Raw genomic sequence first — 13,235 nt, 5'->3', positions numbered from 1 at the left:
AGTGAAACGGAATGTTCTGATCATTGGCGCTGGTGGCGTCGCTCAGGTGGTGGCGCATAAGGCGGCGCAGCATAATGACCGGCTGGGCGATCTGCACATCGCAAGCCGCACCGTGGCCAAGGCCGAAGCGATCATCGAAAGCGTGCACGCCAAAGACGCGATGAAGGTGCCGGGCGTGTTTCAGGCCCATGCGCTGGATGCGATGGATACGGCTGCGGTGGTTGCGCTGATCAAGGCGACGGGCTGTCAGATCGTGATCAACGTCGGCTCGCCCTTTGTGAACATGACCGTGCTCGATGCCTGCATTCAGACCGGTGTGGCCTATATGGACACCGCCATTCACGAAGACGCAGGCAAGATCTGCGAAGCGCCGCCATGGTATGGCAATTACGAATGGAAACGGCGCGAGGCTTGCAAAGCGGCGGGCGTGACCGCCATTCTGGGCGTCGGCTTCGACCCCGGTGTGGTCAACGCCTATGCCCGCGTCGCCGAAGGCCTGATGGACAGCATCGAGTCGATCGACATTGTTGACATCAACGCTGGCTCGCATGGCAAATGGTTCTCCACCAACTTTGACCCCGAGATCAACTTTCGCGAATTCACCGGCACGGTCTATTCCTGGCAGAACGGGGCCTGGCAGTCGAACACCATGTTCGAGGTCGGTCAGACCTTTGACATGCCGGTTGTCGGCGCACAAAAGGCCTACCTCACCGGCCATGACGAAGTGCATTCACTGTCAGCGCGCTATCCGCAGGCCGATGTGCGGTTCTGGATGGGTTTTGGCGACCATTACATCAACGTCTTTACCGTGCTGAAAAACCTTGGATTGCTGTCCGAACAGCCGGTGACCACCGCCGAAGGGCTGGAGGTCATTCCGCTGAAGGTGGTCAAGGCGGTGCTGCCCGACCCGGCCAGCCTTGCGCCGGATTATACTGGCAAGACCTGCATCGGTGATTTTGTCAAAGGCACCAAGGACGGCAAGCCGGTGGAAGTGCTGATCTACAACGTCGCCGACCACAAGGACGCCTATACCGAAGTGGGCGCGCAGGGCATCAGCTATACCGCTGGCGTGCCGCCGGTCGCTGCCGCGCTGCTGATCGCCGATGGCATCTGGGATGTGGGCACGATGGCCAATGTCGAAGACATGGACCCGGCCCCGTTCATCAACCTGCTGAACGACATCGGCCTGCCGACGCGGATCAAGGAGGCCGCGGGCGACCGGCTGCTGGAATTCTGAGCACCATCAATGCTCCCGCCCGAAACGGCGGGAGTTTTGCTTTGACGAGTCGCGGCTCAGCGCAGCGGAGCGGATTGGCCCATCAGCCGCGCATACAGAATGATCTCGGGCCGGTATTCAAAGTGCATCCCGTCGAAATGATGCCACTTGCCGCCCCAGATAAAACCGAACCGCTCAAACACCTGCACCACATCGGCCGGGATGCGGTTGTCATAGGGCCCGGCGTCCCCTTCGGGCCGGTTGGACCAGCGCCAATAGCCGCCCAGATCGGCGTTGAGGTCAAAGGCGATGCCGTAGCTGTGCGTCGACATGCGCGCGGTGCCCGCGATCTTGCGCCAGTTGAAACTGCCGCCCACATTGCGGAACGCCGGGGCCCAGTCTGTCGGCAAAGCCGCCACCTCCGCCAGCGCCGCGCGCATCTGACAAGCCGCGCCCTGCCGCTCCGAGATCAGAAAACTGGCCTTACCACTGATCGCAACCTTTTTCAGACCCGCGCGCACCGCCTGTTCGCTGCCGCCATAAAGCGCGGCAAACAAAGCCTCGACCCGCGCGCGGCCCGGATCATGCCAGCGCGCTTCACGCGCGGTCAGATCAAACGCCAGCGGGTAGATATCGTGAAATTGTTCGCGCAGCGACGGCTCTGCCAGCCGGGCGCCGGGAGGACGGCCCGGGTCTTCGCCCAGCGGAATCAGGCTGCCGTCCGCCAGCCGCACTCCTGCCGCATCGACGCTCAGCCCCGGATAGGCCCCGCGCAGGGCCGTGACGACCGGATCATCGCCCTGCGGCAGCGGCAGCGTCAGAAAATCGACCGGCGCGCAGTCTGCGGCCCAGACCGGGGCGGCCATCATGCTGGCCAGAAACAACGCGTGGCGCAGACGCCTCAGCACCCTTGCGCCTTTTCCCGCGCCTTGATCGCATCGACGGTGGATTTCTCGGCCGCGCTCAGGCTGGGGGAAGAGGTTGTGCATTGCGAATTGTCGAACCACTTCTTGCCCTCAGCCGAGCTGAAGCAATAGCCGCGCGCGGCAAAGATCGCATTACGTGCGTACCACAGATCAAAGCAGCTTTGCCCGGTGGTCGCCACAGGGGCGGGTTGCGGCGGCGGTGCTGGTTGAGACGCGGCAAAGGGTTGGCGACCCATGCCATCCAGCAGATAGGCCCCATAGACCCAGCCTGCCACATTGCGCCAGCTGACGCTGCACCAGGCATAGGGATCGCCGGGGTTGGTATCACAGGCATTGACCCAGATGCCGGTTGCATCGGCAGTCAATTCCGACACAGTGGCATATTGCGCGCCCGGCCCCGACAGCACCGGAATACGCCCGCCCGCAGCAAGGCCGGTGGCGCTGTAATTGCCCTGATCGGTGGAAAACGCCGGACTGGCGACACCCGCGCGCAGATATTTCTGCGACCCATAGCCCCGGGTGCAGCCATGGACCACCTCGCACCAGCCATTGTTGCAGCCAACCTCATGCACGCCTACCGTGTTAAAGGCCAGCTCGCCCACCTCGCTGAAACTGGTGCCCGGTCCCTGCCGCAGGAACAGAGTGTCATCGGGCGGGATGCCCGACACCGCAAGCGCGCCGTTCAACGGCGAGCAACTGCCGGTGTATTGCGGCGCGGGCGGCGGGCGCAGGGCGGCCAGCCTTTCCTTTGCACGATCGGCATTGGCCCCCTCTGGATAGGCAGACAGAAAGGCCTCATACCCATCCGCCGTGTCCGCGGTTTGAGCGGCGGCCCAGATCTTGTCTTCCTGTAATTGGCTCACCAGCCGCTGCGCATCGGGTGCGCGGATATGGTCGGGATAGCGGCGCAGGAAATCTTCCAGCTTCGCCAGATCGCGTCGGGATGAGGCCTGAATATAGATCAGCAACGGGTCTTCGACCGGGGGGGCAGGCTGCACGACCGGGGCCGGCGGCGGCACCGGGTCGGGTGCGGGGGCCGCGCCTGAGACCAGATAGATATCTTCATCCGGCAGTTGCGCATATTCGATCGGCACCTGTTTGCCACCCGACTTTTCCCGCACCTTGGCCCGCACCGCACGGAACAGGCGATTCACCTCGATCCCCGGCTGGTCGATGGTTTCCAGCAATGCCTCGGTATAGGGGCTGTGCCTTGTGTCGCCATCGTCCGCTGTGCGCCCCGCCTCGGCGGCAAAGGAAATGATCAGCCCGCGTTCACCATCCACCGGCACCGGGCTGAGGCCGCGCTTGACCGCGCGGGTGCCATCCTTGCGCTGCATCGTATTGGCAAAGGGATTGTCGCGGCAGGCATCCAGCAGCACCATGCCCAGCTTTTTCGCACCCCGGACCGATTCCAGTACCTGCTCCAACGGGATGGTTTCAAACTGCGCCGTCGATTCCGACCGCATTCTGGCATCAACCGGGATCAGATAGTTCTGCCCCGCCATCTCGATGCCATGCCCCGCATAGAACACCATTGCGATATCGGCATTCAAGGCGGCTTCGGAAAATTCCCCCAAGGCGATGCGGAACGACTGGCCATCCAGATCCTCGTGCAGCATCACGGTAAACTGCATCGAGGTCAGCTTGTCGGCCAGCGCACGGGCATCATTGCGCGGATTGGCCAGCGCAGTGGCGTTGCTATAGGCCGAGTTTCCGATCACCAGCGCGATGCGCTTTTCGGCAAGGGCCGGGGACAGGCCAAACAGCAGCAGCGCAAAGGCAGCGCAGAAATGCCTGAGTGCAACAAGACTGCGCATATCCGACCCTCTCCGCCCCAGTATTTGCATCATCCTGCCCGTCAGTGCCCAATCGCGCAAGCCACAGCCTAACCTTCGGTAAACAACCCGATGCGCCCGAACTGGCAGGCGGTATCGGCACTGGCGGCTTGTACCTCCGCCATCGGCGGCACCGGGCCACCATTCACCGCCCGCAACAGCGCATGCAAGCTCAAGGGCGGGCGACGGCACCAGATCACCACCAGCTGATCCTCGCCCGTGGGAGGCGAGACCGAAAACCGCAACTGCAACCCGGCATCCGCAGGCGCATCCTCGCGGAAACCGGGGGGATAAAGACCGTATTGCACCGTGCCATCCGAGGCGACATTGAACAGCGTCAGAAAGTTCAGATCCGATGCCGGGGGCGGAAAATCAAAGCCCACGACCGCCCCGATCGGTTGCCGCGCTGCCGACTGATGCGGGCGCAGCGCCACGGGTGGCAGGTTGGGTTGCTTGGCCTCGTTCAGATCGAGCAAAAAGCGGGCGCGTTCGATCTGGGCGCGGGCATCGCCGGTGATCACCGTCACCTGATCGCCCTGCCCGTTGTAGACAGCCCAGCCGCCCGGCACCTGTTCGAACATCACGGCATGGCCGACATCGACCAGACGGCAGCCGGGGCATTGCCCGCCCTCCAGCCCCGGCGGTGGCGCGCCAACCACCCGGACCGGCAGGCCGGGCGGCACAGGCGCGGGTGGCGGCGGCACCTCTGCCTGCAGGCTCAGCATCACCGACGGATCGCCGCGCGGCAGAAACCTTGGCTGCTGGTTCTGGTCCATATGGGTGAACACCCGGTCGCCGACATAGGCCGCCATTTCCAGCCGGGTGATCACCCCGTCGCCGTTCATATCGGCCTCGCCCTCGATCGCCTTGGCAAAGAACCACGACAGCGCCCCATGCGGCACCCCGTCAAAGGCGGTTTCCTGCACCAGACGGTCATCGGTTGCGGTCGCAAGGATCTGCGTCACATGCGCCAGATCCGGCGCGCCGCTTTCGCCCTGCCCACCCGGCAGTTCATTGGGAAGCGGCTCGACCGGGATATCCCAGATCCCGCCCGACCGGGTCAGCCCACCGGCGCGCGGATTGACGCTGCGCTCCAGCCCGCCCGAGTGGCAACTGTCCATCACCCAGACCACCTGCAGATGCGGCACCGATTGCAGCATGGTGTGAAGCTGGTCATCGGTCAGACGGCCAATGCGCGGGTTGGCCGGATCGAAATCGGCAAACATCAGCGTCTCGTCCAGACCATCCGCCTCGTCGAAGGGTTCTGACACCTCGCGCTCCTGCCCGCCATGCCCGGCAAAGGTCACAAATACCCGGTCCCCGGCTGCGGCCTGTGTCGTCACCTCGCGCCATGCCGCCTCGAACGCGGCCACGGTTGCCGCCTGATCCAGCAACAGCCGGTTGTCGGGCAGATCCACCCCCACCTTGCGCAACGCGGCAGCGACGACCCTGGCATCATTGGTCGCCCCTTGCAGATCGAAATGCCCGCCACCTGGCCGGTCGGGATCGAACGGCTCAAAGTTGATGTAGTCGTCAATGCCGACGACAATCGCCCAGTCGCGGGCAACAGCCGGTCCTGCCAGAGCCAGACCGGCCAGCACCAACGCGATGATGCGCTTAATGGCCAAAGGCGATCTCCACCCGACGGGCGATGGTGCGCAGCTCTTCCACAGAATAGATCGCCGCATCGGTATAAAGCGGTGGCTGGCTCTCGCCCTTGCCGATGATCTCGATGGCCGCATAGACGCCATCGCTGAGCAAAAAGTCACGCAGGCCAGCAGCGCGCCGCAGGGACAGATCAAGGTTGTAAGCGGCGTCGCCCACATCATCGGTGTGGCCGGTGATGAACAGGCGCGGCACCTTTTGCGCCTTGAGGAATTCGGACAGCCGCAGTGCTTCTTTGACGCCCGAGGCATCCAGCCGGTCACTGTCAAAGCCAAAGCGGATCGGCAGGAACACCGATTCCACCTTTTTCGCCGCTTCGGTCAGCACGTTCAGCTGGCCCGGTGGCGGCGTATAGGCGGGGGCGGCTGCCGCGTAGTCCTGCGCCGGGGCGACATACTCGGCTGATGGAGCGACGTAGTCGGCCGGGGGGGCAACATACTCTGCGGGAGGGGCCACATAGTCCGCCACAGGGGCGACTGGAGGGGGGGCAACGTACTCTGCCGCAGCCGCAGGCGCGGCTTCGGGCTTTGCCGCCACCGCCTCCACCGCCAGCCCGCGCTGCATCACGGTCATGACCCCCGACGCACCGCCGCCACGGGTGACCGTGCTTTCCATGCTGCCTGCCAGCATCATGTTTTCCTGCGCCAGCGCCACCAGCCGTTCGGCCACCGGCACCAGCTGTTCGCTCTGCGTCGTCTGGCCGGGGTCGCCCAAGGTATCCAGCGCGGCGTTGTACATCCGCGCCGCCTCGGCCCGGTTGCCGCGTTTGGCGGCGATGTCACCCCGCACGGCCTGTACCGCCCAATGCACACCGGGGGCCTGCAACACGATCTCTTCGGCATCATCCGTACTGCCAGCCGCAAGCGCGCTCTGCGCCGCCCGCGCCACAAGAGCCGAGGTCTGCGAACGCGCTGCGCGGAAGCGCGCGTCGTCACAGCCGGCGGGTTGCACAGCGTTCCATGCCGCAATCACCTGCGCGACATCGGGGGCCGATGCGGCCACCTGCAAGGCCGTCAGCGCGTCCTCACAAGCCGCAGCATGTGCGGCGCCCGGCAGGGCAAGGGCAAAGACCACCCCTGTAAGGCTGTTCCGCCACGGGGTGCGATGGGTCTGTGTCTGGGTCATGATCATCATCCTCCGCTCAGGGCCGCACGTTAAAGGTGACAACATTGGTCGCGCTCTGGCCATTGTCGCGCGCCACCGTCTCGGTCCGTTCGATCACCAGACCGCGTGACAGGGGCTGGAACCGTTCGTTGGCATAGGCCACCGCGCCCTGCCCGGTGATCCGCTTGTCGCCCAAGCCGCCCTCACGGCAGAACGCCACCATGGTTTCGCCCTTGCCCGGTGTGTCAAAGCGCAGCTGCATGCCTGACCCCGGATAGGGAATGCGGCGTGTCTCTCCCGCCTCAAGGAAGGCCGGGCCAAGCACTTCGGGCGGCAGCTCCTCGACGGTCTTGGTCTCTTCGACATAGAGGATCTGCAATTCGCAGCGCCGGTTTGCCGTCACGTCGAATTCCAGCAGGTCATTCACCTTGACCTCGACATAGGGCACCGACAGTTGCAGGATCAGCGGATCGTCGGGGGCCACCACAGGCACATAGGGTTGCAGCGTGCTTTCTGCCTGCGGCTGATACGGGGCCTGTTCCTTTTGCGCCGCCACCTCATAGGCGGTGCTGGCCACGGCAACATAATCTGCCACCGGCTGCGGCGTGTAGGCAACCGCGCCGCCATAGTCATAGGGGCGCAGGTCTGTCAGGCGTGGCAACAGGTCGGCATAGACCGCCTCCAGCTCAGCGCGGCGCACGTGCAGCCCGTCATCCACCCGCTGCACCCATTGCTGCACGATCTGCATGATATTGGGGTCGCCCACCTCGCGGATACGGGCGCGGAATTCCTCCTCGGTCAGGAAGAAAGCCCGCGCCACCTGCGCCAGATCAAGGTTGTTGAACTGAATGTCCGACAGATAGGTGACAATCTCGCCACCGCCCGCCCGCTCCGGTGCGCGCATCGACACATTGATCCCGGCTGCCGATTTCTCGGTCACGCCCAACTCTTCCAGCGCGGCCAGAAACGCCTTTGTGTCCTGCTGATACCATTGGTCCAACTCGCCATTCGGCACATACATTTCCAACAAGATCTCGCGCTGGTCGCGGGTATAGCTGTTACTGGATTCGATGAACTGGCGCACCTGATCGGCTTTGCGGATCATCCCGTTTTCGTGGCAGTCAAAGCAGGAGCGTGCGTTTTCAATCTCTACCCCCTTGCCGATCGGCTTGTTGCGGAACGAAACGATCGAGGTGGGCCCGACAAGCAGCCGCTGGCCCAGGTTGGTGGACAGGTAGTACCCCTGCAACCCGTTGGCGAGGCTGAAGATCATCTCGCCGCCATCATGCTCGAATGCGGCCGTGCCAGAGGGCGTATGTGACATCTCACGCGGGCCATCAGGATGCTGGAGCAAGGATTGCTCGCCCGAGCTGCCCGCGAAGTCATAGGATTTCCAGTAATACCCGCCGCGCGGCAGATCATGGCGTTCCAGCATGCGGTTGTGATCGGACACGCCCGAAGCCCCCTCCAGCATACCCGCGCGGATCACCTCACCTGACTGGATGTTGCGGTCCACGTCCACGCCCATCCGCTGTTCCAGAATGCGGATGTCTTCGGGCAGGCGCAGGAACATGTCGTAATAGGGCGCCTCTGACGCGACATGGGTGAACCAGCTGGCGCCGAGCAGCGGCACCGGCGCGCCGGTGCCATCGGCCAGCACGCGCAAAAGGCTGTCCGAGGTCGGGTCCATCGCATAGGGGTAGACCCGCGCCAGATCGGCCCAGCTTTCCGCGCTGAACCCCGCCTCGACCGCGCCTTGGGTAAAGGCCCCGGTGGAAATCGCGGCCCAGTCGTCTTCGGTCCAGCCATAATCGCGGATATCAATCCGTACCAGCGCACCATCGGTGCCCTCCACCGGCGTCACCTTGGCCAGACGGGCCGCACGGCTGATCGAGTTGATGAACTTGTTCAGACCGGCATGCAGAAACGCCATCGGGTTACGCTTCATCCCATCGGCGGTGCAATCCAGTTCCGGCAGTTCGGTATCGGCAAAGCTGAAGTACCGGGCAAATTGCCGGTCGCGGTCGTTCATCTTTTGCAGATCGGCGACCCCGGCCATCATCAGCTGGGTGAAATCCCCGCCGACAAAGCGTGGCACGACAACATCAGGGTTGGGCCGCGCCGGATTCACCGCTGCCGGTTCCGCTGATGCCACCGGGGCCTGTGCCACCGGAGCAGGCGCCGCAGGCGTGACCTCGCCCAGGGCCACGATCCACGCCTTGATCGCGTCCAGCTCCGCCGGGGTCAGCTTGGTACCCAGCGGCATCCGGTTCAGCGCGATCGAGGCATAGACCGGCGATTTATCGGGATCGCCCGGCGTCACCGCCGCAGTGTCCATCGCCATATCGGCAATATCGTGCATCGGGAACGTACGGTCGTTGCGCTGCCCCGGACCGTGGCAGGTGCGGCAATGCTGATCCACCACTCTGTCTGCCGCCTGTTCAATCTCCACCGGCACCCCGGCCACGACTGCAACCGGGGTGATTGCTGCAACCGGAGTCGCCTCCAGCACTGGCGCGTCGACCGGCATCTCACAGGCCGCCTGCACCACCTGCATCAGCCCCTGCGATCCGGTTTCATTCGCCAAAGCCGTCATATCCATTGGCGGGGCTGCGGCTGTGGCGTCGGTTACCGTCGCGCTGCCCATGCCCGCCACCTCTGCCACTTGCACCAACTCGGGTGCGGCTTGCGGCAGGGTCGAGACATCCAGCGGCTTGCCGGTCAAAAAAGCATAGATCGCGGCGCGGTCCTCAAGACTCAGCTTGGCAGTCTGTTCCGCCACCCGCCGCATCGACCCCGCCGCCAACGGCCTCCCGTTGAGCTTTTTGCCCTCGGCCAGCACACCGTTTACAAACGCCTCTGGCCCGGTCTTTTCCAAACGTGCGCCAGTGATATCGGGGGAGTAATCGCCAAAGAACCCAAGGAAACCGCTATACGCTTTGGTCGTATCAACCGAAAATCCATCGCGCGGGCTGTGGCATTCGCCGCAATGGCCCAATGCCTCGACCAGATACTCGCCGCGTGCCAGCTGCGGATCGGCGGGAGCGCTCAGGGGCGCTCGGTCGCTGTTCATCAGTTGCAGCGCCTTGTCTGACAGCAGGTTCACCGCATGCGGTTTCGAGGGCAGATCACTGGCCTCCATCGTGCCCAGATAGGCACGGATATCCAGCGCATCCTCGGGCTTCATCCGCGCATAGGCGGCATAGGGAAAAAACACGCCGTAATACTGCCGCCCATCGGGCGCGACACCGCGCAGCAAGGCATTCAGGAATTGCGCATCCGTCCAGCTGCCGATGCCTGCAGTCGGGTCATGGGTGATGTTGGGCGCGTAAACCGTACCCAGCCGGTTTTCAAACGCGCGGCCCCCGGCAAGGGTCATCATATCGCCCTCGATTGAATGACACGTGGCGCAACCGGCAGCATTATACAGCTCTTTCCCGCGCGTGGCATCGGGGGTGTGACTGGCAAAGTCGCCGTCCTTGAACTCAGGCAGACCGGCCAGCGCCCCCCCTGTCGTCAGCAAAATCAGTGTCATCGCGGCAAGGGCAGTGGTCTGGGTCGTCATGCGGGCCATGATTGCCTCCCTGAGAAATTCACCGGAATTCGAAGCGTTCAAAGTGCACCGACCGGGGCGCTTTCCCGGCGGCCTTCAGATCCTTGATCAACCCGTCGCGCATCGGGGCCGGTCCGCAGAACCACAGGCTGGCCTGCCCGATTTCGAACGGCAGGTAACTGACCAGTTTGGCCGCATCAAAGCGGCCATCCGTATCCGACATGTGCAGTTTCAGCGTAAAACCGGGCACCCGGTCCGCCGCCGCGCGCAGGCGGTCCAGCGCGACACCTTCGGCCTCGTTCCTGACGCAGTAGATCAGCACGATCTGTTCGGCATCGCCGGGTTTCAGATGATCGGCCCAGGCCAGAAACGGGGTGATGCCGATGCCAGCTGCGACCCAGACCTGTTTTGCCCCGCCACGATGATGATGAAACCGGCCATAGCCCCCCTCCACCCGTGCGGTATCGCCCACCGCAATAACATCGCGCAGACGGCGGGTGTAATCCCCCAACCCCCGGATCGAGAACTGGATACCGCCACCGGGCCGCACCTGCGACACGGTAAAGGGATGCGGCTCGCGCAATCCCTTTGACGAAAAATGCACGAAGGCAAAACTGCCGGGCCGCACGTTCACGGCTCTGCCCACCGGCTCCAGATCGACGATCGTTGCAGCGGCGTGCTTGTCGACCGCCACCACGCGATAGCTGCGGCGGCGCAACAGGAACCCGAACTGCGACCACAGGAACGCCGCTGTCCCCGCCAGCGCCACGATGTTCAGCCAGACCGACAGCAAGGCATTGCCATCAAACGGCGCTTTGACAAAGGACTGGTGAAAGGCCAGCGCGATGAAAACCACGCCCAGCAAACGATGCGACCAGCGCCACAGCCCATAGGGAATTTCCCAGGTAATCTTTGGCATCTTCGGCACGCGCTTGAAGAAACTGATCAGGATCAGCACGACCAGCCCGATGAACGCCACCTCGGCCACCTCCACCGCCAGCTGGCTCAATGCCGCAGTCACCTCCAGCCCGTCGTTGGAAATCTTGATCTGCTGGTGCAGAAAGGCGGCGGTCAGGATGATCATGCCGGTCCATTTGTGAACCCAATAGATCTGGTCCAGTCCGCCAAAAACCGCGTCAAGGCCGGGCAGTCGCGCCGCCAGAACCAGATTCATCCCCATCAGGGTGAAGGCCACCGCGCCCAAGGCGATCACGGGCCATGTCTTACCCGGAAGGTGGCCTGCTGCCGCATAAGCCAACATCACGGGCATCAGGACGCCCAACACAAAGAGGGATACCTTGCCAATCAAAGCGCTTCTTCCAATCAATCTTCAAAAAGTCAGGGCCAAAGCCCCTTGGTCTTTCCTATTCACGCAACTTTCCGTGAAAAAAATGATTCTGAGAAGTAGCGTATTCACTACCCCTTCACGTTCACTGCGGCGATCGTCATCGCCTCTCCCCTTGTCCGGATCTTTGTTCATGCCCAACATTCCGTGGATCGTCGCCCCTCTTGTGCGCTATGAACGCTGTACCGACACGAAGAGAGGGCCACGATGACGACGGACTACCGACCGCTGCCAAAGACCCGACGGGCCCGCATCGCGGTACTGGATGATTACATGGGCGTGGCCCATGGTCTTGCCGACTGGGATCGTCTGGCGGATCGGGCCGAGGTGACATTTCTGTCCGAAGCCATACCCGAAGCAGATCTGGCCAAACGACTCGCAGGCTATGACGCGATCTGCCTGCTGCGTGAGCGCACCCCGATATCTGCCACCTTGCTGTCTGCGCTACCCGATCTGGCGGCGATTGTCGCCACCGGAAGGGTGAACCGGACTCTGGATGACCGTGCCGCAGCTGATCTGGGTATTGCGGTAATGACCACCTCGGGCGGCGGCAATGGACTCTATGCCACGGTCGAACTGGCCTGGGGACTGATCGTGTCGCTGATGCGACATCTCCCCGAGGAATCCGCCGCGATGCGGCAAGGGCTATGGCAGACCCGGCTGGGAACCGCCCTTTACGGCCGGACACTGGGTCTGGTCGGTCTGGGCAGGCTGGGCAGCCGGATGGCAACGGTGGCGCAAGCCTTTGGGATGAAGGTGATCGCCTGGAGCCCGAACCTGACCCCTGAGCGGGCGGCGGCGGGCGGAGCCGTGTTTGCAGACAAAGAAACACTGTTGCGCCAATCGGATGTGGTGAGCCTGCATCTGGTACTGGGGCCGACAACACGCGGAGTGATCGACGGCCACGCCTTGTCGCTGATGCGGCAGGATGCGGTTCTGATCAATACCGCCCGTGGCCCTCTGGTCGACGAGGCAGCTCTAATCGACGCCCTGCGCACGGGGCGCCTGCGCGGCGCAGGGATCGACGTTTATGACCACGAGCCTTTGCCGGGCGACCATCCCTTGCGTGGTCTGCCCAATGCGCTGCTGACGCCGCATCTTGGCTATGCGGTCGCCGAGACCTTTGAAACCTTTTACCGCGAAACCGTGGAAAATCTGGATAGCTGGTTGAACGGCACGCCGATCCGGCTCGCGACCCGCAACGACATCTGACCGAACGGGATGGTCGATCCGCGCAGCGCTGAGCGCGGCGGCCATGTTCCGCAGGCAGAATGTCCGTTCGCCGGTCCATGCGATTCAATACCAAGCGCGGCGACGCTCAAATGTCCGTTCTGAGACAACACCATGCCAGATACGGGCATCTGACAAGATGCCGGATATGACCACGAAAGGGTGTCATGACGGGATATCGCCGCGTGTATCAGGTCAGGCCTGCCGGTCGGTCTGACCCTTTGCCGCCATGTGCATCGGCCCACCTTTGTGACGTGGAAACCCAAAGCCGGTGACCATGACAACATCAATATCACCTGCGCTTTCTGCGATGCCTTCTTTCAACAGCGCCTGACCTTCGGTCTGCATGATGCGCAGGATC

The 13,235-nt window shown here is 63.3% G+C and carries 8 protein-coding genes; 2 read left to right on the top strand and 6 right to left on the bottom strand.

Annotated elements, in window-relative coordinates:
- The first annotated feature begins 1 nt into the window (after nucleotide 1).
- The gene (locus tag D1012_RS15320) at nucleotides 2-1,237 is read left to right on the top strand and encodes a saccharopine dehydrogenase family protein (protein ID WP_118154136.1); all 1,236 of its coding nucleotides are present in this window, start codon (nucleotides 2-4) and stop codon (nucleotides 1,235-1,237) included.
- Nucleotides 1,238-1,293: 56 nt separating this feature from the next.
- On the opposite strand, the gene D1012_RS15315 is transcribed toward D1012_RS15320, so the two are convergent.
- From D1012_RS15315 to D1012_RS15290, 6 genes are all read right to left on the bottom strand, one after another.
- Nucleotides 1,294-2,124 (bottom strand): M15 family metallopeptidase, encoded by an 831-nt coding sequence (locus D1012_RS15315; RefSeq protein ID WP_147335712.1) that lies wholly within the window; start codon nucleotides 2,122-2,124, stop codon nucleotides 1,294-1,296.
- Nucleotides 2,118-3,959: a caspase family protein gene (locus D1012_RS15310; protein WP_158569370.1), complete on the bottom strand. Its 1,842-nt coding sequence runs from the start codon at nucleotides 3,957-3,959 to the stop codon at nucleotides 2,118-2,120. Before D1012_RS15310 ends, D1012_RS15315 begins: the two co-directional genes overlap by 7 nt.
- Before the next feature lie 68 nt (nucleotides 3,960-4,027).
- On the bottom strand, nucleotides 4,028-5,605 hold the full coding sequence (locus D1012_RS15305; RefSeq protein ID WP_158569369.1) for a caspase family protein: 1,578 nt from the start codon (nucleotides 5,603-5,605) through the stop codon (nucleotides 4,028-4,030).
- Nucleotides 5,595-6,767 (bottom strand): OmpA family protein, encoded by a 1,173-nt coding sequence (locus D1012_RS15300; RefSeq protein ID WP_158569368.1) that lies wholly within the window; start codon nucleotides 6,765-6,767, stop codon nucleotides 5,595-5,597. The genes D1012_RS15305 and D1012_RS15300 overlap by 11 nt, the downstream gene beginning before the upstream one ends.
- A gap of 16 nt (nucleotides 6,768-6,783) precedes the next feature.
- Nucleotides 6,784-10,320: a c-type cytochrome gene (locus tag D1012_RS15295; RefSeq protein WP_118154120.1), complete on the bottom strand. Its 3,537-nt coding sequence runs from the start codon at nucleotides 10,318-10,320 to the stop codon at nucleotides 6,784-6,786.
- A gap of 19 nt (nucleotides 10,321-10,339) precedes the next feature.
- Entirely contained in the window at nucleotides 10,340-11,569 is a 1,230-nt protein-coding gene (locus D1012_RS15290; RefSeq protein ID WP_147335711.1) for a ferredoxin reductase family protein, read from the bottom strand.
- Nucleotides 11,570-11,851: 282 nt separating this feature from the next.
- Between D1012_RS15290 and D1012_RS15285 the strand changes: the two genes are divergently transcribed.
- Nucleotides 11,852-12,856, top strand: coding sequence for a D-2-hydroxyacid dehydrogenase family protein (locus tag D1012_RS15285; protein WP_118154114.1), 1,005 nt, complete (start codon nucleotides 11,852-11,854; stop codon nucleotides 12,854-12,856).
- Nucleotides 12,857-13,235 lie beyond the last annotated feature (379 nt).

The sequence above is a fragment of the Pseudotabrizicola alkalilacus genome, assembly GCF_003443995.1.
GTDB classification, from domain to species: domain Bacteria; phylum Pseudomonadota; class Alphaproteobacteria; order Rhodobacterales; family Rhodobacteraceae; genus Pseudotabrizicola; species Pseudotabrizicola alkalilacus.
Note: the sequence above shows the minus strand (reverse complement) of the source record. Positions and strands in the feature narration are given on the sequence as shown.

Excerpts from the sequence above, each read along its gene's own strand:
- D1012_RS15300 (WP_158569368.1), bottom strand. The coding sequence starts at position 6,767 with ATGACCCAGACACAGACCCATCGCACCCCGTGGCGGAACAGCCTTACA.
- D1012_RS15310 (WP_158569370.1), bottom strand. The coding sequence starts at position 3,959 with ATGCGCAGTCTTGTTGCACTCAGGCATTTCTGCGCTGCCTTTGCGCTG.
- D1012_RS15285 (WP_118154114.1), top strand. The coding sequence starts at position 11,852 with ATGACGACGGACTACCGACCGCTGCCAAAGACCCGACGGGCCCGCATC.
- D1012_RS15290 (WP_147335711.1), bottom strand. The coding sequence starts at position 11,569 with ATGCCCGTGATGTTGGCTTATGCGGCAGCAGGCCACCTTCCGGGTAAG.
- D1012_RS15295 (WP_118154120.1), bottom strand. The coding sequence starts at position 10,320 with ATGGCCCGCATGACGACCCAGACCACTGCCCTTGCCGCGATGACACTG.